20 protein-coding genes and 2 pseudogenes are annotated in these 21,201 nt (G+C 64.3%); 15 read left to right on the plus strand and 7 right to left on the minus strand.

What is annotated here, in order from left to right:
- Positions 1–6: 6 nt before the first annotated feature.
- Positions 7–483 carry a hypothetical protein gene (locus tag RI03_RS18860; RefSeq protein WP_010219214.1) on the plus strand — a complete coding sequence of 159 codons (477 nt, stop codon included), beginning with the start codon at positions 7–9 and terminating at the stop codon, positions 481–483.
- Between the two features lie 365 nt (positions 484–848).
- Here the strand turns inward: RI03_RS18860 and RI03_RS18865 are convergent, their stop codons facing one another.
- From RI03_RS18865 to copC, 4 genes are all read right to left on the minus strand, one after another.
- Positions 849–1,232 (minus strand): MerR family DNA-binding protein, encoded by a 384-nt coding sequence (locus RI03_RS18865; protein ID WP_010219216.1) that lies wholly within the window; start codon positions 1,230–1,232, stop codon positions 849–851.
- Positions 1,229–3,499 (minus strand): heavy metal translocating P-type ATPase, encoded by a 2,271-nt coding sequence (locus RI03_RS18870; protein WP_081504272.1) that lies wholly within the window; start codon positions 3,497–3,499, stop codon positions 1,229–1,231. The genes RI03_RS18865 and RI03_RS18870 overlap by 4 nt, the downstream gene beginning before the upstream one ends.
- Before the next feature lie 409 nt (positions 3,500–3,908).
- Entirely contained in the window at positions 3,909–4,835 is a 927-nt protein-coding gene (gene copD / locus RI03_RS18875; protein ID WP_010219219.1) for a copper homeostasis membrane protein CopD, read from the minus strand.
- Positions 4,836–4,839: 4 nt separating this feature from the next.
- Positions 4,840–5,208 carry a copper homeostasis periplasmic binding protein CopC gene (gene copC, locus RI03_RS18880; RefSeq protein WP_010219221.1) on the minus strand — a complete coding sequence of 123 codons (369 nt, stop codon included), beginning with the start codon at positions 5,206–5,208 and terminating at the stop codon, positions 4,840–4,842.
- 126 nt (positions 5,209–5,334) lie between these two features.
- Between copC and RI03_RS18885 the strand changes: the two genes are divergently transcribed.
- The 14 genes and pseudogenes from RI03_RS18885 (at position 5,335) to RI03_RS22935 (ending at position 19,353) form a co-directional block, all read left to right on the plus strand.
- Complete coding sequence (locus RI03_RS18885; RefSeq protein ID WP_010219222.1) at positions 5,335–5,610, plus strand: hypothetical protein; 276 nt, start codon at positions 5,335–5,337, stop codon at positions 5,608–5,610.
- Positions 5,607–6,047 carry a periplasmic heavy metal sensor gene (locus RI03_RS18890; RefSeq protein WP_010219223.1) on the plus strand — a complete coding sequence of 147 codons (441 nt, stop codon included), beginning with the start codon at positions 5,607–5,609 and terminating at the stop codon, positions 6,045–6,047. The genes RI03_RS18885 and RI03_RS18890 overlap by 4 nt, the downstream gene beginning before the upstream one ends.
- Entirely contained in the window at positions 6,044–6,613 is a 570-nt protein-coding gene (locus tag RI03_RS18895) for an RNA polymerase sigma factor (RefSeq protein ID WP_010219224.1), read from the plus strand. The genes RI03_RS18890 and RI03_RS18895 overlap by 4 nt, the downstream gene beginning before the upstream one ends.
- Positions 6,614–6,680: 67 nt before the next feature.
- Positions 6,681–8,633, plus strand: a complete 1,953-nt coding sequence (locus RI03_RS18900) for a copper resistance system multicopper oxidase (RefSeq protein ID WP_010219225.1) — start codon at positions 6,681–6,683, stop codon at positions 8,631–8,633.
- Entirely contained in the window at positions 8,630–9,850 is a 1,221-nt protein-coding gene (locus RI03_RS18905; RefSeq protein WP_010219226.1) for a copper resistance protein B, read from the plus strand. The genes RI03_RS18900 and RI03_RS18905 overlap by 4 nt, the downstream gene beginning before the upstream one ends.
- Before the next feature lie 90 nt (positions 9,851–9,940).
- Positions 9,941–10,474 (plus strand): annotated as a pseudogene (locus RI03_RS18910) (DUF305 domain-containing protein).
- Between the two features lie 77 nt (positions 10,475–10,551).
- The gene (locus RI03_RS18915; RefSeq protein ID WP_010219230.1) at positions 10,552–10,926 is read left to right on the plus strand and encodes a DUF305 domain-containing protein; all 375 of its coding nucleotides are present in this window, start codon (positions 10,552–10,554) and stop codon (positions 10,924–10,926) included.
- 140 nt (positions 10,927–11,066) lie between these two features.
- Positions 11,067–11,435: a hypothetical protein gene (locus RI03_RS18920; RefSeq protein ID WP_010219231.1), complete on the plus strand. Its 369-nt coding sequence runs from the start codon at positions 11,067–11,069 to the stop codon at positions 11,433–11,435.
- A 90-nt stretch (positions 11,436–11,525) separates the two neighbouring features.
- Positions 11,526–12,779 carry a TolC family protein gene (locus tag RI03_RS18925; RefSeq protein WP_010219232.1) on the plus strand — a complete coding sequence of 418 codons (1,254 nt, stop codon included), beginning with the start codon at positions 11,526–11,528 and terminating at the stop codon, positions 12,777–12,779.
- Positions 12,776–13,993: an efflux RND transporter periplasmic adaptor subunit gene (locus RI03_RS18930; RefSeq protein ID WP_010219233.1), complete on the plus strand. Its 1,218-nt coding sequence runs from the start codon at positions 12,776–12,778 to the stop codon at positions 13,991–13,993. The genes RI03_RS18925 and RI03_RS18930 overlap by 4 nt, the downstream gene beginning before the upstream one ends.
- Positions 13,990–17,151, plus strand: coding sequence for an efflux RND transporter permease subunit (locus RI03_RS18935; RefSeq protein WP_010219234.1), 3,162 nt, complete (start codon positions 13,990–13,992; stop codon positions 17,149–17,151). The genes RI03_RS18930 and RI03_RS18935 overlap by 4 nt, the downstream gene beginning before the upstream one ends.
- Entirely contained in the window at positions 17,148–17,480 is a 333-nt protein-coding gene (locus tag RI03_RS18940) for a copper-binding protein (RefSeq protein ID WP_010219235.1), read from the plus strand. Before RI03_RS18935 ends, RI03_RS18940 begins: the two co-directional genes overlap by 4 nt.
- Before the next feature lie 927 nt (positions 17,481–18,407).
- Positions 18,408–18,920, plus strand: a pseudogene (locus RI03_RS18945) (DUF932 domain-containing protein); the annotation flags it as partial.
- Between the two features lie 160 nt (positions 18,921–19,080).
- Positions 19,081–19,353: a WGR domain-containing protein gene (locus tag RI03_RS22935; RefSeq protein WP_010219237.1), complete on the plus strand. Its 273-nt coding sequence runs from the start codon at positions 19,081–19,083 to the stop codon at positions 19,351–19,353.
- A gap of 40 nt (positions 19,354–19,393) precedes the next feature.
- Here the strand turns inward: RI03_RS22935 and RI03_RS22940 are convergent, their stop codons facing one another.
- From RI03_RS22940 to RI03_RS18965, 3 genes are all read right to left on the minus strand, one after another.
- The gene (locus RI03_RS22940) at positions 19,394–19,630 is read right to left on the minus strand and encodes a MarR family transcriptional regulator (RefSeq protein WP_010219238.1); all 237 of its coding nucleotides are present in this window, start codon (positions 19,628–19,630) and stop codon (positions 19,394–19,396) included.
- Positions 19,631–20,006: 376 nt separating this feature from the next.
- A complete protein-coding gene (locus RI03_RS18960) occupies positions 20,007–20,243 on the minus strand; it encodes a hypothetical protein (RefSeq protein WP_010219239.1) in 237 nt (78 codons plus the stop codon).
- A gap of 478 nt (positions 20,244–20,721) precedes the next feature.
- A partial coding sequence (locus RI03_RS18965; protein ID WP_010219240.1) for an IS630 family transposase occupies positions 20,722–21,201 on the minus strand: 480 nt, incomplete at its 5' end.

Raw genomic sequence — 21,201 nt, forward strand, 5'->3', positions numbered from 1 at the left:
CAGAACATGAAGACCCCATCCTTTGGCGCGCTGGCGATCGGTCTCGTCGGCATGGCGACAGTGATGCTGTTCGCAATCGGCACCCCGAACACGCGCGTTGCGCCGCCCCCACCCGCGCCGAGCGCGCCGCCGCCTTCCAGCGTATCGGCGGGCGGTTTCTCGCTCGCCTCCACCACGGTCGACCTGCCGAGCGATGATGCGCAATATCCCGAAGGTCCGCATGCCGACGTCATCAACGCGAATTGCACGGCCTGCCACTCGGCGAGCATGGCGCTCAACCAGCCGCCCTTGTCGGCCGACCAGTGGAAGGCAGAGGTCACCAAGATGCGCGAGGTCTACAAAGCGCCGGTCGCCGAGGCCGACGTGCCGGCAATCGTCGCGTATCTGACCGGTATGAGCGCCAAGCTTCCGGTCGCCGCGACCGGCAAGGCGCAGGATCCCGATCCGAAAGCTGCGCCCGACGTGTCGGGCGGGTCTGGCTGACGGCCTCGCGCTTACGCTGTGACGGGCGTTGCGGCGCGACGCTCGGCGGCCCGCTTACGTTAGGGCGACGACCAAGCGTGGTAAGCGCGAGGACCTACAGCGGGCGCTTTGCAACGATCTCCCCAGAGCCGGCTCGCGATCGAGCCCGGTGATGTTAGGGTTGAGTATAAAGGGGACCCGGCATGACCGTCCCGACGACACCGGTTCCGAATTGGGCCGGGCAGTCGCAGGCCGGTTGGTCTATGACCCCAGCATCGCGACCGTGGACGAAGCGACGCTCAATGAGCTTGTCGCGCACCGCAAGCGATCGACTCCCAAAGCGTCGTGGCAACGTGCAGAGGGTAGTCGGGGCTTCTTCGCGTCACCTATCCTGCTAAGCGATCGATAATCGGACAGTCAGGCCGATCATCCCCGTGGCAGGCTTGGGCGAGGTGGATGAGCGAGCATTGCATAGCTTCCAGCGCTTGAGCCTTACGGCCCAGCTCGGCAGCACGTGCTTCCGCCAGCGCCTTCACCTCCGCGCTGGACCGCGCGCGATCGGACCAAAGCCCGAGCAGCGTCCTGATCTCCTCGATCGGAAATCCCAGATCACGCGCGTTGGCAATGAAGCGAAGGCGATGAACGTCGGGGGCGGCATAGTCGCGGTAGCTTCCACGCCGGGGCGGCGCGGGCACAAGGCCAATCTTCTCGTAATGGCGGATCATGCGCTGCGAGACGCCGCTTGCATCCGATGCCGCCCCAATGTTCATAGCTTCACCGTGTTCAACCGCAGCGCGTTGAGGACTACGGTGAGGGACGAGAGCGCCATCGCCGCGCCAGCCAGCATCGGCGAGAGCAGAATGCCAGCCACGGGGTAGAGCACCCCGGCCGCGACGGGCACGCCGATCCCGTTGAACAGGAACGAGAAGAACAGGTTCTGACGGATATTCCGCATCGTCGCGTGTGCGAGCTTGCGGGCACGCACGATCGCCGACAGATCGCCGCGCGTGAGCGTTATGCCGGCGCTTTCGATCGCTACGTCTGTTCCCGTGCCCATCGCGAGGCCCACATCAGCAGCCGCCAGAGCGGGCGCATCGTTGATTCCGTCGCCGGCCATCGCGACCTTGGCACCGCTCACCTTCAGCTCGCCGATGATACGCGCCTTGTCTTCCGGGCGCAGACCGGCGCGCACGTCGTCGAGTCCGCCGACAGCGCGGCCGACCGCATCGGCGGTCGTCTGATTGTCACCGGTCAGCATGATGACGCGAAGCCCCTGCTGGCGGAGTGCGGCAATCGCCTCTCCGGCGTTGGCGCGCACCGGATCGGCGACCGCAAGCAAGCCGGCAAGAGCGCCATCGATCGCCACCAGGATTACGCCTGCACCGTCGGCGCGATGACGATCGGCATCGGCATCGAGCGCCTTGGGATCAGCGCCAATCCGACTCATTTGCGCGGCGTTCCCGATCACGACCGAGCGGCCATTGACCTTGGCGCTGACCCCTAGGCCGGTTTGCGAGGCGAAGTCTGTAACCGTGCCGAGCTGCAATTCTCGATCCTTGGCGGCAACAACGATCGCGTGCGCGAGCGGGTGTTCGGATTGCCCTTCGACGGCTGCAGCAAGCGCTAGCATGTCGTTCTCCACGACCGAGCCGATCGTCTGGACCGCGATGAGCTTGGGCTTGCCTTCCGTGAGCGTGCCCGTCTTGTCGATGACCAGTGTGTCAACTTTCTCTAGACCCTGTAGCGCTTCCGCGTTCTTCACCAGAACGCCGGCCTGAGCCCCGCGGCCCGTCCCGACCATGATCGACATGGGCGTAGCGAGACCCAGCGCGCAGGGGCAGGCGATGACGAGCACGGCAATGGCATTGAGCATGGCGTGGCCCATGCGCGGCTCAGGACCGACCAGCGACCAGACTACGAACGTCGCGATAGAAACCAGCACGACCAACGGCACGAACCAGCCAGACACCTGATCGGCAACAGCCTGGATCGGGGCACGGCTGCGCTGCGCGTCCGCGACCATGCGGACGATCCGCGCCAGCATCGTATCCGACCCGACCGCGCGGGCTTCCATGACGAGGCTGCCCGTGCCGTTGACCGTTCCACCCGTGACGGCCGCCTCGACCTCCTTGAGGACAGGGGCAGGCTCGCCGGTGAGCATGGATTCATCGACCGAGGAGCGTCCCTCGACCACCACGCCGTCAACCGGGATTGCATCCCCGGGACGAACGCGTAGCCGATCACCGGCTGCCACGTCGGCAAGGCTGACTTCCTCCTCGGACCCATCTGCGCGCAGTCGGTGCGCTGTCTTGGGGGCAAGGTCCATGAGGGCGCGGATCGCGCGTCCTGTTGCCGCTCTGGCACGCAGTTCGAGGACCTGTCCGAGCAGCACCAAGGCTACCACCACTCCGGCCGCCTCGTAATAGACCGGGACCACGCCGCGGTGCATGCGGAAGGTCGGCGGAAAGATGCCGGGCGCGACCGTCGCGACCAGGCTGTATAGGAAGGCTGCACCGACCCCGATCGAGATCAGCGTGAACATATTGAGATGGCGGGTGCGAAGCGACGTCCATCCCCGCTGAAAAAACGGCCAGCCCGCCCACAGTACGATCGGGGCGCTGAGCGCGAGCTGTACCCAAGGGGAAGCGGCAGGACTGACGACATGGATGCCGAGCATTTCTGCGACCATCGAGATCGCCAGCAGCGGCACGGCGAGCACGCCCGCCACCCACAGCCGACGCGTGAAATCGACCAGCTCGGGATTAGGCCCATCATCGAGCGACGGTTCTTCCGGTTCGAGCGCCATGCCGCAAATCGGACACGTTCCCGGTCCCTCCTGACGGATTTGCGGGTGCATGGGACACGTCCAGATAGCCCCCGGCGTCGCCGTTGGCGCAGGCTTCGGCTTGTCGCCGAGATAGGCGTCAGGGTTGGCGACGAATTTGGTCCGGCAACCGGCGCTGCAAAAATGGTAGGTTTGGCCGGCGTGCTCGGCATGATGCGCCGTTTTCGCCGGATCGACCGTCATCCCGCACACCGGGTCCGTAACCGTCGCTGCGCCTTCAGAGACCTTGCCGCCAGCGCAGCAACCTCCAGCCTCAGGGTGATGCTCGTCGTTTTTGGCCGTCTCGGCAGGGCCCTCAGCCGCTCCACCCGAGCAGCAGGCCGCTGGCGCGGGAGAGACAGTCGCGGCCGCAGGCTTAGTGGTACTCTGCCCGGAACAGCCGCACCCGCTGGCTTGAGGCAAATGTGAATGAGGGTCGTTCATGGCGTGAGACTCCTTCTACCCGAGGGCATGTGGGGTCTGACATCGTGTTAAGGTCAAGCCCGCCTACCTAGACTCTACGCGGCCGGGGTCGGTTGCCCTTGGAAACAAACGGCAGTGGTACGCCGATTGATCCATCAGAGCAGGAAGCCGGGAGTCACGAGGACCGCCCGGCCGATCATCACATCGCCGATGCAGGAGGAGCGAGCGTCCCCAGCAAGGCGACAAGCCCCAGGATGACGACGATGCCCCCGGTTTCAATTACGAGGCTCGCGCGCAACGTACCCAGAGCCCTGCGATGATCGGCACCGGCGATCGATCGCTCGAAAGTCGGAGTCAACCGAAAGCGGTTGAGGGCGGCAAGACCGAGCATGGCTGCAAACAACACCAGCTTGGCAAGCAGGAGCCGACCATAGAGCGACTTGCCGAGGTCCGTGAGGTGGTCGACACCGACCAACATCCAGCCGTTGATCAAGCCGGTGACGACGATCGTAGCGACCATGATCGTTCCGACTATCCCGAACCCGTGCAGTGCGCGGTGCGTCAGTTCAAGGTGTGCTGCATCGACCTGCGCAGCGGGCCGCGAGACGAGAAGGATCAGCCCGAACAAGGCCCCGACCCAAGTCGCCGAAGCGACGAGGTGCAGAATATCGGCACCCAGGTGAACCCAGCCGATTGCGGCGTCGTCCATCGCACCGTGCCCGGTCCACGCCAGCGTTCCGATCGCAACGACGCCACAAAGCGCGACGATACACAGCCAGATTCCGTGGCGAGCAATCATCGTTGCCGCCACCCCGGCGACAACGAGCACGACCATGCGGAGCTTCCAGGCCGCCCCAATGGCAGACCCGGTGAGCAGCGCGCCGATCGCTTCGCCATCGATCGGCCACGCTGGCGTTCCCGCCATCGAGGAGGCCATCAGCACGATCCAGGCGGCCGAGAATAAGAGGCCGAGGGCGGCGCTGCCGACCAGCCATGCGCGCAGCGCGAGCGCATCACCGCGCTCGTCAGCTCGCAGCCCATAGAGGCCGAATGCAGCGAGGCCGAACAGCGCCGCCAGCGTCAGGTAGAGCGCGAAGCGGATGCCGATCAGCGACCAATCGGTCATCGCCTCACTTCACCGCAAAGGCATAGCTTCCGGCGACCTTGTGCGTGTCTGTCGAGACAACCTGCCATGCCACGCTGTAACGGCCCCGCGGGAGCGAGCTGTTCGGAGTGATGATCAGCGAACGGCCATCAGGCCCCAGCTTTGCTACGCTGGGCATCTTCATCGCAGCCATGCCAGGCATCGCTGCCATAATCAGTTCGGCCTTGGAAAAGGCGGGCATCAGCTTCTCGCTGAAATGCAACTCGATATGCACCGGCTTGGCAACGGTCGCATTCGCAGCCGGGCTCGCGGACAGCAGTTTGGGGTGCGCGTAGGCGGTGCCGGCGAACGTGAGGGTCGCGGCAGCGGCGATCAGGATAGGGAAGCGGCGCATGGATGGCTCCTTCGTGATGGGGACTATCCTTCGTTACGCGCCCCATTCGACTACCCCTCGAAAAGTCGTGTTGAGGGATTGGGCTACGGCATGCGTAACCTATGCTAGAGGGGTGGAGTGAACGACATGAATGACCTCGACGCAGTGTTGACGAGGATGGCGCACGCTCCCGTGCCCGCCAGCCTCGACGCAATGGAAGCCAGAGTGCTTGCGCGCATCGCAGCGCGGCCAGCCGCGCGAGCCGGCGCGGGCATCGGCGCGGTGACGATCGCTGTAGCGCTCGTCATGGGCGTATTTGGCGCGGGCTTTCCAGCCAGAGAGGCCGGCGCGGTATCTGCGCTTTCACCGCTTGGGCCAATGTCGCCGCTCGCCCCGTCGATCTTGCTCGCCGGCGCGCCATGAGCGGTCGCGTCCGGCTGATATTGTGCGTGATCGCCTGCTTTGTCGCGGCGATCGGCGGTGTGTTCATCGGGCGGGCACTTCTCCCCTCGCGGGTGCAGCCCGGCGCGGAGCTGCACGAGGTGTTGCATCATAAGCTGGCGCTCGACGCAGACCAGCAGGCACGCCTGCAAGTCTTGGAACAGCGCTTCGCGGTCCAACGCCGCGCCTTCGAGCTGGAGTTGCGGGCCGACAATGCCCGTCTCGCGGAGGCTATCGAAGTCGAACACGGCAACGGACCGCGCGTTGTCGCGGCAGTCGATCGGAGCCACGCCGTCATGGGCGAACTTCAGAAGGCGACGCTCGCGCATATATTCGCCATGCGACAGCTTCTCCGGCCCAACCAGACCGGGCAGTTCGACCAGGCGGTGGTGAAGGCGCTCACCGACGATCAGCGTTGAGCCTCGACTGGACCTCGCTCACCGAGGCCGAGCTTGCGACGCTCAGCATCGCGGGGCGGGAAGAGGCCTTTGCCGAGATCATGCGTCGCCATCGGCAACCGATTTTCCGGATGGTCCGCGCCTGCGTCGGTGAACCCGACGAGGCGCTGGACCTGTTGCAGGAGACCTTCGTCGCCGCGCACCAGGCCATGCCACGTTACGATGGCAATCGGTCGATGCGGGCGTGGCTTTCCACCATCGCGCTCAACAAATGCCGTGATTGGGGACGCAAGCGGACCGTGCGCCGCTTCCTCTCGTTCGCGATCCCGGTCGGCATCGAGGCCGAGGCGGTTACAGACGATCAGGTGCCGATCGACGACGCCGCCAGCGATCGGCAGGAGCTGGACCGGGTGACGCGCGCCATCGCTGCCCTCCCCGTTGCCTTGAAGGAGCCGCTGGTGTTGCGGACTATCGAAGGCTTGAGCCAGGCGGAAACCGCTGCGGTGTTGTCGATCAGCGAGAAGGCTGTGGAAACGCGGCTTTATCGCGCGCGTGCCAAGCTGCTCGAGCAATTAGGCGATCGTTGAGGGGTAGCACGACGCACCGCGTATCAAGGCTAGGGGGACATCCCCGATCGAAAGCCTTGAGGACCGTATGAGCCGCATTATCGACCGCCGCCAGATGCTACGCGGTGCCGCCCTTGCAGGCGGCGGACTCGCGCTGTCGGCCTACATGCCGGCATGGGCGAAGACCAATTCGGCAGGCATTATCACGCCGCTGCCGACCGTACACGGCAACGACATTACGCTCCGCATCGCGCGCCAGACGATGATGATCGATGGCCGCGCGTCCAAGGCGATCGGCATCAACGGCACCGTGCCGGCGCCACTGATCCGGTTGCGCGAGGGGCAGACCGTTCGTCTCAACGTCATCAACGATCTCGACGAGGACAGTTCGATCCACTGGCACGGACTGCTCGTTCCCCCGCAGTTCGATGGGGTACCCGGCATCTCGTTCCCCGGCATCAAGCCCCGTTCGAGCTTCCTCTACGAGTTTCCGATCCGGCAGAACGGCACGTATTGGTATCACAGCCATTCCGGGCTTCAGGAACAGCTTGGGCATTACGGGCCGATCGTGATCGATCCTGCCGGCTCCGATCCGGTGCAGTCCGACCGCGAACACGTCATCGTGCTGTCCGACCACAGCCAGCTCAGCCCGGCTACCATCTTCCGCGACATGAAAGTCGACCCCGGTCACTTCAACTATCAGCGTCAGACCCTCGCCGGCCTGCTTTCCGGCAAGGACCAGCCGCTCAAGGACCGCGTGGATTGGGGCAAGATGCGGATGGACCCCACCGATATTTCCGACGCGACCGGCCCCGCCTATACCTATCTCGTCAACGGTCACGGCCCGCGCGACAACTGGACCGCGCTGTTCACGCCCGGGCAGCGCGTGCGACTGCGCGTCATCAATGCATCGTCGATGACAACCTTCAATGTCCGCATTCCCGGTCTCAAGCTCAGCATCGTCCAGGCTGACGGGCAAAATGTCATGCCGGTAGAGGTGGACGAGTTCCAGATCGGTGTTGCCGAAACCTACGACGCAATCGTCACCCCGATCGACGACCGCGCCTACACGCTTGTCGGCGAGGCGATCGACCGATCCGGCCTGGCGCGCGCCACCCTCGCCCCGCGCCCCGGCATGGCGGCCGAAGTGCCTGCGCTCCGTCCTCGCCCGCTCGCGACGATGAAGGACATGGGCATGGATATGTCGTCGATGGGCGGCATGGATATGTCGAGCGGCGGGATGCGCGGCCCCGACCCGACCAATGAAAAGAACCCGTCCGCCGGTCTCACCACCCCCGGCGCCGGCATGGCAGCAGGCGCGATGGCAATGGGCGGAATGCCGCAAGGCGGCACAATGTCAGGGATGGATCATTCGGCGATGAACCACGGTGCGATGGCGACGGGCGGCAGCGCGGGCGGCATGGCTGGAATGGACCATAGTTCGATGGGCGGCGAGCAGGGCATGGACGGCATGGACATGGGGTCCATGAAGATGCGCGATTTCTCAAAAGCCCCGCAGGTCAAGAAGGGGCCGGGCGTCCAGACGATCTCGCCGATGCCGATGGATCGCACCGGCGACCCCGGTCAGGGGCTTGAGAATGTCGGCCACAAGGTGCTGGTCTACCGAGACCTGATGGCGTTGACACGGAACCCGGACGTGAGGGCTCCCAGCCGCAGCCTCGACATTCACCTGACCGGCAACATGGAGCGCTTCATGTGGTCGTTCGACGGCGTGAAGATGTCCGACATGATGGAGCCGATCCCCTTCCTCGAAGGTGAGCGCGTGCGGATCAACCTCATCAACGACAGCATGATGGGGCACCCGATCCATATCCACGGCCACTTTTTCGAACTGGTGACGGGGCACGGCGATCATGCGCCGCGCAAACACACCGTCATCGTCCAGCCAGGCGGCAAGGTGACGTGGGATTTTACCGCCGATGCGGTCGGCGATTGGGCGTTCCACTGCCATCTCCTCTACCACATGCACGCCGGCATGATGCGAACCGTGAGTGTCCGTCCGCGGGGAGACGCCGCATGACGCGCCTCGCTCCCCTGCTGGCGTCGGTCGCCATGCTCACCCTCGCATCTCCGGTCGCTGCGCAGTCGATGCAGGGCATGAACATGCCCGGCATGACGACGCCGGGCCAAAAGAAACCTGCGGCCAAATCGTCCGCGCCAGCCAAGCGCACCAAGGCGAAGCCCGTTGCCGCGAAGCGCAAGGCGCCAGCGAAAGCCACGGCTGACCCGATGGCCGGCATGGCAGGGATGGACCATTCGGCGATGCCGGGCATGACCATGCCCGGCGATGCCTCACAGCCAGCGCAGGGCGCGTCCCAATCCATGCCGGGAATGGAGATGCCCGCGAGCGGCCAAACGGCTCCACAGGGCGCTCAGCAGGCAATGCCGGGGATGAATATGTCCGGCGACCAGCACAGCGGCCATGATATGCAGGCCATGCCGGGCATGGTCGGGATGGCGATGCCCGGAATGGAGCAGACCGGCACGGCGCTTTCCGCCGGGAACGCACCGGCCCCCGCGCCGCCTATGGATCATTACGCCGATCGTCAGTTCGCGCCGGCCGATATGGCGAAGGCGCGGCACGACATGATGTTCGAGCAAGGCGGCCAGCCCTTCTACCAGGTCATGTTCAATCTTGCCGAATATCAGGCACGCCAAGGCCGCGACGGATATCGTTGGGATGGCGAGGCTTGGTTCGGCGGTGACATCAATCGCTTGTGGCTGAAGAGCGAGGGCGAGGGCGCGTTACGCGAGGGTGTCGAAAGTGCCGAAGTTCAGGCGCTCTACAGTCGAGCCGTCGGTCCGTACTTCAACCTTCAGGCAGGCGTCCGCCACGACTTCCAGCCGTCACCTAACCGCACTTATGCCACCGTCGGGTTCGAGGGTCTTTCGCCCTATATGTTCGAAGTCGAGGGTGCTTTGTTCCTGTCGACCAAGGGTGATCTGCTCGGTCGCCTCGAGGGGTATTACGACCAGCGCATCACGCAGCGACTGATCCTTCAGCCGCGGGTTGAGTTCAATCTATCGGCGCAGGACGTGCCCGAAAACCGGCTTGGCGCGGGGCTGACCGACGCCGAGCTGGGGCTCCGGCTACGCTACGAAATCAGGCGGCAGTTCGCGCCCTATATCGGCGTGTCCTATGTCGCACAGACCGGACGTACCGCCGATTTCACACGCGCGGAGGGCAAAGATCCGACCACCACCAGCTTCGTGGCCGGTGTGCGGGTGTGGTTCTGACGATGAAAGACGCGGGGGCGCAAATAGGGAAATACGAAGATGGACAACCACGAGAAAAGTAGCGGAACGGGTTACGGTCGTTTTGCCGCGATGATCGCGACTTCGACCGTCGTGATGTTCGGGCTGATGTATCTGAACACCTACACGTAGAGTCACGTCGAATATAGCCAGACCCGGACGTGGATGGCCGTTGTCATGGGGGCGACGATGGCCGTCATCATGCTCGGCTTCATGTGGTCGATGTATAAGAACCGGAGCGTCAATTTAGCGATTCTAGCCGGCAGCGCCGTGGTCTTCGTGCTCGCCTTATGGCTGGTCCGCAGCCAGGAGACGGTGGACGACGTGAGGTACATGAAAGCGATGATCCCACACCACTCGATCGCGATCATGACGAGCGAGCGGGCGCATATCAAAGACCCTGAGGTTCGCCGACTGGCCGACGGGATCATCGATGCCCAGGTTCGCGAAATCACAGACATGAAGCGGATGATTGCGCGGCTGGAAGCGCACCCCATGCCGAACGGCGCGCCGGACCTACCCTCTTACCGCGACAAGCAGGTTCCCCCTCCCCCGCCCGAAACCGACGAGAGCGCCGGGGTGAACACCCTACAGCCGATCCACTGACGGCGTGAGGTATGCGATGCTTTGCCGCGTAGAAGGTTGAGTAATCACCGAGGAGATCGAGAATGCGTTTGATACCGATGTTTGCAGCCTTTGCGATCCTCGCCAGCCCCGCGCTCGCGCAGCAGGGCGGGATGCAGGGCATGGATCATAGCCAGATGAAGGGCATGAACCACGACGACATGGCCACGATGATGGCCCGCAATCCCTACGGGCAGGCCGAGATGGACATGCACCAGAAGATGATGGCCGCGAAGCAGGGCGACCCATCGGAAATGTGGACCCGCAAGATGATCGAGCATCACCGCGGCGCGATCACCATGTCGCGTGTCGCGGTGCGCGACGCCAAGGATGCCGAGACGCGGCAGATGGCGCAGATGACGATCATCAAGCAGGAAAAGGATATTGCAGAGCTACAGGCGTGGCTTCGCAAGCACGGCAAGCGCCCGCAATAAGAGGCGCTCCCCCCGCCCTGTCGATCCCCCGAACCCCGCGGCAGGGCGGGGACTTCATTTGCTCGTGTAACCAAATCGAGGAACTTACGAAGAAGAGTTGGTCGATTGACAGACTTAGAGGCGCCCCGCAGGAAGTGCATGTGAAGCGTCTGTCCCTCTTCCTGCTGCTGATCGGCGTCATGATCGGGCTTGCGGCGCCGCAGCCTGCGCAGGCGCTTGCCGCCCCGGCAGGGGCGATGGAAATGGCAGCGATGGCAACCAGCGACATGGCGTCCATGCCGGATTGCATGTCGACGATGGATAAGGACGCATCCCACAAGCCGTGCAAGTGCGGCTTGGCCGGCTGCATCGCCATGATGGCGTCGGGCGGGCCGATGATGCTGTCCGACGCATCGATGGTTCTTCGGGTTGAGGCCCGCTCCGATCGTGATGAGCAGATCGGTATCTTCGCAGCCTTGCGGGGCCGTTCGACTGCCCCGGAACTAGAACCACCTTCGACCCTGATCTGATTTGAAGTCCGCGCGCGTGCTCGTCACGCGACCTGGCGCGCATGCGCCGGGTACGACGCGATGTGAACTCAAGGATCAGGACATGACGAAATGCGAACCCCCTTACGCCGCCGCGCGCCGCGCGCGCTGGTATGGCTCGCGCTCGCGTCGGTCAGTATGCCGGCAGCTGCCGGACCGCTGACCTTCGACGCCGCGCTCCAAAAAGCGGCTGCCGACGCGCCGTCCATCAAGGCGAAGTCGCTCGGCGCCGATGCGACCCGATCGGCGCGAAGCGCCGCGGGGCAGTTGCCCGATCCCAAGCTCGCGCTCGGGATCGACAGCTTTCCGATCTCGGGACCGCTCGCGTTCGAGCCGCAGCGCGATAATTTCACCTGGGCGCGCGTCGGTGTCTCGCAGGACATTCCCAATCTCGCCAAGCGTCGCGCGCAACGTGGTCGCGCCGAAGCGGACATAGGCGTCGCCGACGCAGAGACCGGCGTGGAGGCGCGCATCGTCAAGGTTCAGGCCGCGCTTGCCTGGATCAGTCTCGCTTATGCCGAGCGTAGACTTACAGCGCTCGACACGGTGCTCCAACGGCTCGACCGCTTCGTCAAAGCGTCACCCGGTGCGGTCGCGTCGGGGGCATCGCGGCCAGCACAGGTGCTCGCCGGGCGCGCAGCCGTTGCGAAATTACAGGACCGTCGCGACGAGCTGGTGTCGATGGTCGGCCGCGCTCGCGCCGACCTCAGGCGCTGGACGGGCGAAGCCGACCCCGACATCGCAGGTCCGATGCCGGACTTCACGGTAGAGCCGGCGCGCCTGCGCGTGTCGCTTCGCGAGCATCCGACGCTGGTGTTGGCCGGTGCCACGATCGGTCGCGCGGATGCCGACCTCCGCATGGCCGAAGCAGAACGGCGTCCCGATTTCGGCGTCGATCTGTCCTACCAACGCCGCGATCCCCGGTTCGGCGATTATGTGTCCGCAGGCGTCACGATCGGCCTGCCGTTGTTCAAGAAACGGCGTCAAGAACCGTTGATCGCTGCCCGCGCTGCCAATGCCAACAGTGCCCGCGCCGGCGCAGATGCCAGTTCGCGCGAACTGACCGCTGATCTCGAAGCAGGTCTTGCCGATCACGTGATGCACCACGCACAATGGTCCCGCGCTCGGGACGTGCTGCAGCCCCTCGCCGAGCAGCGGGTGACGCTTGAGACCGGCAGTTATAGCGCCGGGCGCGCCACCCTCACCGATATCGCCGACGCGCATGCCGCGCTTGCCGATGCGGTCCTCACCACGCTCGATCGCGAGGCGACTGTCGCCGCGGATGGCGCGCGGCTCATTCTCCTGTTCGGGAGCGCCGACCAATGACCCTCACGTCACTTCAACGGTCGCAGCTCGCGGCGACGTTTGCCGCTGTCGCCCTCGTCGCGGGCGCTGGAGGCTATTATCTGGCCGGTTCGCATGATGGGACGCCTGCCGCCGGGACGCCGGACACCCCTCGCAAGCCGCTCTATTATTACGACCCGATGGTGCCGCAGGAGCATTACGACAATCCGGATTCCCTGTCCTCGATGGGGATGAAGACGGTCCCCAAATATGCCGACGCGAGTGGCGGCCCAACGGCAAAGCCAGGCGTCACGATCGACCCTTCGGCGATGCAGAGCCTTGGCATCCGGCTCGCGACCGCGACCACCGGCACGTTGGCCGGCACGCTCGACGTGACCGGCGCGATCGACTTCAATCAGCGCGACATCGCAATCGTGCAGGCACGTGCCGCAGGCTTCATCCAGCGGGTCTATGGTCGCGCACCGGGCGACATAATCCGTGCCGGGGCGCCGATTGCCGACGTGCTGGTCCCCGAATGGGGCGGCGCACAGAGCGAATATGAAGCGGTGCGCAAAACGGGCGACCCGGCGTTGATCGCTGCCGCACGCCAGCGTCTGCGACTGATCGGCATTCCAGGCGGCGTGGCGGGCGGGCGTGGGATGACCACCATTCGCAGCCCGATCGGGGGCGTTATCCAGAAACTCGATGCCCGCGCCGGCGTTACGCTCGCACCCGGTCAGACGCTTGCGCAGGTCAATGGCCTCGCCACGGTTTGGTTGAACGCTGCGGTGCCGGAAGTGCGCGCAACCGCAGTCAAAGTCGGGCAGACCGCGAATGCCGAGCTAGCGGGGTTCTCTGGCGAGCGCTTCACCGGCCGCGTCATCGCCGTCTTGCCGACGACGCAGGCGGACAGCCGGACGCTCACGGTACGGATCGAGCTGCGTAACCCGGGCGGTCGCCTGCGCCCCGGCATGTTCGCGACCGTCCATCTGGGCGGCACGTCCGACACCGCGCTGCTGGTGCCGAGCGAAGCCGTGATCCGCACCGGCAAGCGCACGCTGGTCATGCTTGCCGACGGCAAGGGTCGTTTCCGACCGGCCGAGGTCCGTATCGGGCGCGAGGCAAGCGGCCAGACCGAAATCCTCGCAGGACTGGCGGCAGGGGAGAAGGTCGTCGCATCGGGCCAGTTCCTGCTCGACAGCGAGGCGAGCCTGACCGGCATCGCCGCGCGCCCGATCACGGGGGACACGAAGTGATCGCGCGGATCATCGAGGCGTCCGTCAAGGCGCGCTTCCTCGTCCTGCTCGCAGCCCTCGCGCTGATCGTCGTCGGGGTGGGCGCTTTGCGCTCGACTGCGGTCGATGCGCTGCCCGACCTGTCCGACGTCCAGGTCATCATCCGCACCACCTATCCGGGCCAGGCCCCGCAGATCGTCGAGAACCAGGTCACGTACCCGCTCGCGACGACGATGCTGTCCGTGCCGGGCGCGCGCGTGGTGCGCGGCTATTCGTTCGTCGGCGACAGCTTCGTCTATGTGCTGTTCGACGACGCGACCGATCTCTATTGGGCACGCAGCCGGGTACTCGAATATCTGAGCCAGGTGCAAAGCCGCCTGCCCGAGGGTGCAAAGGCATCGCTCGGCCCGGATGCTACCGGGGTGGGCTGGGTCTATGAATATGCACTGGTCGACCGGACCGGCCGTCACGATCTCGCACAACTCCGCAGCATCCAGGACTGGTTCCTGCGCTACGAATTGAAGACCGTGCCGGGGGTCGCCGAGGTCGCGAGCATCGGCGGGATGGTGAAAGAGTATCAGGTCGTCCTCGATCCGCAGAAGCTGGCCTCTTACGGGATCACCCACGAGGCGGTGACCGAGGCACTGAAGCGCGGCAATCAGGAGAGCGGCGGATCGGTCGTCGAGATGGCCGAGGCGGAATACATCGTCCGCGCGACCGGCTATCTGAAGACGCTCGACGATTTCCGCAGCGTGCCGCTCAAGACGGTTGTCGGCGTCCCCGTGACACTCGGCGACGTCGCCACAATTCAGATCGGTCCGGAAATGCGGCGCGGGTTGGCAGAGCTCAACGGCGAGGGCGAGGTTGCAGGCGGCGTCATCGTGATGCGCCAAGGCAAGAACGCGCGCGAGGTGATCGACGGGGTACGCACTCGGCTCGAGGAATTGAAGAAGAGCCTGCCACCCGGCGTGGAGGTCGTCACCACCTATGACCGGTCGGGCCTGATCGATCGCGCGGTCGACAATCTGCGCAGCAAGCTGATCGAGGAGTTTATCGTCGTGGCGCTCGTCTGCGCGCTGTTCCTCTGGCACGTCCGTTCGGCGCTGGTCGCCATTCTCACGCTCCCGCTCGGTATCCTCATCGCATTCATTGCGATGCGCGTGCAGGGACTGAACGCCAATATCCTCTCGCTGGGCGGCATCGCCATCGCCATCGGCGCAATGGTCGATGCGGCCGTCGTTATGATCGAAAACGCGCACAAACATCTCGAACATTGGGCGCACGATCATCCGGACGAAACATTAGCGGGTGCCGAGCGCTGGCGCGTCATCACCGCCGCTGCGGTCGAAGTCGGCCCGGCGCTGTTTCTCAGCCTCCTCATCATCACGTTCTCGTTCGTGCCGATCTTCTCGCTTCAGGGTCAGGAGGGGCGCCTGTTCGCGCCGCTCGCCTTTACCAAGACCTATGCGATGGCGGGCGCTGCGATCCTGTCGATCACGCTGATCCCGGTGCTGATGGGGTTGCTGATCCGCGGTCGCATCCCGTCCGAGAATGCCAATCCGATCAATCGCGCCCTCACCCGCATCTACCGTCCCGCGCTCGACTGGGTACTGGCAAGACCGAAACAGGCGCTGGTCATCGCCGGCCTCGTGTTTGCGACCAGTCTCTGGCCGATCAGCCAACTAGGCGGCGAGTTCATCCCGCAGATGAACGAGGGCGACCTGCTCTACATGCCTTCCGCGCTGCCCGGCATTTCGACCGCCAAGGCCGGCCAGTTGCTCCAGCTCACCGACCGGCTCATCAAGACCGTACCCGAAGTGGAAAGCGTGTTCGGCAAGGCCGGCCGCGCCGACACCGCGACCGATCCGGCGCCGCTCGAGATGTTCGAGACCACGATCCGCTTCAAGCCCAAGGATCAGTGGCGCGCGGGCATGACGCAGGACAAATTGATCGACCAGCTCGACAAGGCGGTAAAGGTGCCGGGCCTCGCAAATTTTTGGATTCCGCCGATCCGCAATCGGATCGAGATGTTGTCGACCGGCATCAAGAGTCCGATCGGTATCAAGGTGGCAGGCGCGAACCTCGCCGAGATCGACGCGGCCGCGCGCGAGATCGAACAGGTCGCGAAAACCGTGCCCGGGGTCGGGTCGGCGCTCGCCGAACGGCTCACCGGCGGGCGATATATCGACGTCGATATCAATCGGGCCGCCGCGGCACGTTATGGTCTCAACGTCGCCGACGTGCAGTCGATCGTGTCGAGCACAATCGGCGGCGAGACGATCGGCCAGACCGTCGAGGGACTCGCACGTTATCCGATCAGCGTGCGTTATCCGCGCGAGCTGCGCGACAGTATCGAAGGATTGCGCAATCTGGCCGTGCTGACGCCGGCAGGGCAGCAGATCACGCTCGGCACCGTCGCCGACGTTCGCATCACCGATGGACCGCCAATGCTGCGCAGCGAGAACGGCCGACCGGTGACGTGGATCTACATCGATGGACGCGGCGCGCCGCTCACCACCATCGTTCGTGATCTGCAGAACGCGATCGCCGCCAAGGTGAAACTGCCGCCTGGCGTCAGCGCCACCTATACCGGCCAGTTCGAGTACCTACAGCGCGCGGTCGAGCGATTGAAGATCGTCGTGCCGGCGACCTTGGTCATCATCTTCCTGCTGCTCTACGCGACCTTCCGCCGGTTCGATGAAGCCGCGCTGGTGATGGGCACTCTGCCCTTCGCACTCACCGGCGGACTCTGGCTGCTCTATCTGCTCGGCTACAACCAGTCGGTCGCGACCGGCGTCGGGTTCATCGCGCTCGCCGGTGTTTCAGCCGAGTTCGGCGTGGTGATGCTGATCTATCTCAAGCATGCGCTGGACGCCCGTGGCCCGACGCCAAACGATGCCGAGGTCGAGGCGGCAGTGCGCGAAGGCGCACTCCTCCGTGTCCGGCCCAAGGCGATGACGGTTGCGGTGATCCTTGCCGGTCTGTTCCCGATTCTGATCGGAACGGGCACCGGCTCCGAAGTGATGAGCCGGATCGCCGTTCCCATGATTGGCGGCATGCTCACCGCACCATTGCTCTCGATGCTGGTTCTGCCGGCAGCGTTCCTACTGCTGCGGCGCGCCCGACATTCCACCCTCCCTCCAACCCCAGCCTCTACGTTGCAAAGGAATACGCTATGAAGAAGACCCTGTTCGCGCTCGCCATCCTTGCAGGCCTGACGACGAACCCGGCATTGGCGCAGTCGAGCGCTTCCATGCCGGGCATGCCGATGAAGGGGGCCGTAAAGTCCGGTCGCGGCAGCGGCGTTGTAACCGCGATCGATTTAAAGACCGCCAAGATAACGATCCAGCACGGGCCGATTGCGGCCTTGGGTTGGCCGGCGATGACGATGGCGTTCGTGGCAACCCCTCCGGCACTGATAAAGGGCGTGAAAGTCGGACAGCGGATCGATTTCTCAATGAGGATGCGCGGCTCGACTGCCGAGGTAACGGCTATTCATACCCGCTGATGCCGAGCCGCATGCTCAGGACCCGTCCGACGAAGATGGCAGACATATCAAGGCGTCGAAGGCGAGCCGTGGAGCAGGTCTTCGATCCGACCCTTGATCGGCTTTGCTGGTGGGCAAAAGCCCAGGCCCGGTAACCGACCGTTCCTTTCGTCGCGGAGCGTTCGTGGCGAGCCCCAGCGAACGCACGCGTCTTACTTAGGCGCAGTCTTTAGTTTCGGCCCAAACCTGAGCCGTTTGTTGAACTGGGTCGCATGGACTGCTCAGGGGCGGCGTATAGGAAAGGTCGTAGTCGTTCAGCGCTTCGACCGTTGCGCCGTGGAACAGGGCGATATCCGAGCACGCAAGGCATCTCTGTTGGAGTTCTAGGCGATCATCATTGCGCGCAGCGACAGCTAGGTTCGTCAATGCAGTAGATTCCGAGAAGGCGCGCCTTGGCGGGCCGCGCTCTATCTCCGCTCTGCTCCGACCGAGCCGCTTTGCGTCTCGTCCCATGCGAGCGACGATCGCTCGCGCGCGCAGGCTGACGCCCGCGATGATGGAGAACGCGGATCAGCGGAGTGCATACTGCGTCTTCTGGTGAAGACGACAGGGTGCGCGCATCGTCGTGACCGCGTGACACTCTCGCTCTGCCCGGGGGGTGCGGCAGCGGCTGGCCCCCAGGCCCGCGCGCACGCCGCCGCACCGGCCGGTCGCCGCAAGGGTGCGTTGCTCGTGGGCGCCGTGCTGGCGCGCCGCGGTGATGGACGCCGGCGTCGCCGGCGAGATCCGTTCGCTTGGTCGGGGAAAGCGGCGCGCCGCCCCCTCTCCCCGGCAACGACAATCAGGCGGGCCGTGGCTCCCTCGCTTTGCTCAGTGCGCCCGCACCACCCCGTCAGATTCTCGCTGCCCCCCTCGTCCCCGGCTGTTCGCCACGAAGTCAGGGCTGATGACGGGGCCATCGCCTACCAGATGTTTGCCGGGATGCTGCGGTTCGTCTGCACCAACAGCATGATTGCGGGTGACCGGTTCGAGGAGGTCCGCGTCAGCCACAAGGGTAAGATCCAGGACCAGATCATCGAGGGCGTTTTCACCGTCGCCGAGGACTTCCCCCGCCTGATCGACGCATCCGAGCAAATGAAGGAAACTCGCCTGTCCGAACCAGAGCAGCGCGTGTTGGCAGAGGCGAGCCTTGTCGCTCGCTACGGCGAGGAGGACAGCCCAGTTCGGCCTGAACAGATCATCAGTCCCCGTCGCCGCGAGGACGTCGGGCAAAGCCTGTGGACCACGTTCAACGTCATTCAGGAAAACGTGCTGCGCGGCGGACTGTCTGGACGTCGCCAAAATGCCAACGGTCAGCTGCGTCGCAGCACGACGCGGCCGATCAACGGCATCGATCAGGGTGTCGGAATCAATCGCGCGTTGTGGACGCTAGCCGAGGGAATGCAGCGTCTCAAAAACGGTCAATCGGCCATCCGGGCCACCCTTCGGGGTGGCCCAAAAAATCGCGGGCGGCCCTTGGCGGGCCGCCCGGTCCTCCTGTGATTCAGGAGATCGATCACCCGCACCGGGTGATTCAGACAAGTCGTTAGAACAGCGCCGCCGCCATCGATAGCGTGTGCTCATGTGTTTCAGCATCGAGCTCGCGGCGATAGACGCCGCTCGCAATTGTCGGCGACGCTACCGCGTCGAAGCAAGCCAGGACCTGTTCGGTGTGTGGTTGGTGTCGATTAGGTTCGGTCGCCTCGGTACGCCCGGCCGAACGATCACGCACATCGCTGCTGATGAGCACCAGGCGCGCCGACTTGTCACCGCTTGCCTGCGCGTCCGTGGGACCGCACCACGGCGGTTCGGTGTCGCTTACCTCGAGCGCACCCGCTCGGTATCGTCGTCATGATCGGATATTGTGTTCGACGGACCGGTCCAGCCCGCGACGGTCAAACTCGCTTCCGCCTGATCCAACCACTCGTCGATCGCCCACGCAGCGTTCCGCTGATATTGACGAAGGAACGACGCCCGTCATCGGCGTCGCCGACCTTCGAAATCAATTCATCGTCGACCAGCAAATCGACATTGCGACTGGCCGTCGTGGGCGCGACGCCGCTGGCGAGGCAAAGGCTTGAGAGATCTACGCGCCTTCCCTCGCCATCGGCGATGTAAAGATCGAGGATCATGTCTCAGGTCGGCTCGCCAAAATGCCCGGGCCGACAAGAAGCTCCCGGACGTAATACAAGACGGTCAGGCGACGGCAATTGCTATGGCCAGGATTATCCCCAAGGTCTTTGCAACTCGCAGCGCCTTCAACTCGGTTCCGCCTGACGAAGTCATCTCGAAAGCGAACGTCCCGCCCGCGCGAAGTCGGTCCGGCATTCTTTCATAGCCGGCTCGCCAGCAGTCATTTAGCGAGCCCGCCATCAGTAGCGCGCAGCGGCTCCTGTACGATATTGTTGGGATTTACGATCAAGATGCACCCACTCGTCAAACGGTCGGCGAGATTTAATTCGTTGCTACCGTTTGAGCCGGCAAGGATCGAAACCTGCAAATGTCCCATTAAAGCGAACGAATAACTTCGTCCGCGATACGGTTGTGGCGGACCAACTCACGTCCGCCGTCAGGGTATTCTTTCACAACGAGGCCGGAGGGGGTGTCTGACTCGCAGTAATAGACCGGGAACCCAGCAGAGAGATGATCGCGCACGGCAAACTCGCCATCGCGGGCGAGGCCTTCCTCTATTACCGGCCAGAGGTCGGGGGTGTGGTCCAGTACCAAGCGTGTCAGCTCGTTCATTGCGCTACCCCACGGAAGATTGTTCAAAAAGCTGGCTAGAATCTTTTGCGGCCGATCGGTGGCAGGTCAGGTGGCCATAACGCTCGATAGCCTAACATAACCGCTCTCGCGCACAAGATTGACATTCTAACGCAGATCGCTCGCAATGCACCCTCAACACCGTTTAAACCTCCGACCGAGCCAACTGAACGAATGTCCGTTTACGTCATCAGGCTCTCCAAAGCGGCCGGGCTGACTTCCACCCGTCGTTTCAAGGTTCGGGTGTTCCGCATACGGGAATATATCAAACGTCACTGCGGTTGCGAGAGGCCATTACGAAGGCTTCGGACGCTCTCGGCTATCGCCTTGAGCTTCAAAAACGACCTGCCCATCGCCCACGCAACAGGTTGGCAAGCACCGGGTTCAGTATAACGCGCCGACGATCGTCTTCATCGAGATGCTCGTCCTCGTTGTGCCAACTGATACCAAGACTCTCTGATCAGGACCGATGGGCCCACGACCGCAGTCCGATGGACATGATGCGCCACGGCTGATCGGTGAGGCGGTTCCAGGCGAAGCAGCAATGGTCGAGGATGTCGTCGTAGGATTTGAAGATGCGGTTCGACAGCCAGTTGTCGCGCATGAACTGCCAGACGTTTTCGACCGGGTTGAGCTCGGGGCATTTTGCCGGCAGCGGCAGCAGCGTGATGTTGGCCGGGACGATCAGCCCCGCCGAGAGATGCCAGCCTGCCTGGTCAAGTATCAGCACGGCATGGGCGCCGGGCGTCACGGCGGCGGATATCTCGGCGAGGTGCAGCGTCATCCCTTCGGTATTGCAGCGCGGGAGCACCAGGGCCGCTCCCTTGCCCTCGGCTGGGCAGATGGCGGCGTAGATGTAGGCCGAGGTGGTACGTTGGTCCTTCGGCGCTGACGGACGTGTCCCGCGCTTGGCCCAGCGCCGGGTGATGCCGTTCTTCTG

Origin of the sequence: Sphingomonas sp. PAMC 26621 (genome assembly GCF_000251145.1) — a bacterium.
GTDB lineage: Bacteria > Pseudomonadota > Alphaproteobacteria > Sphingomonadales > Sphingomonadaceae > Sphingomonas.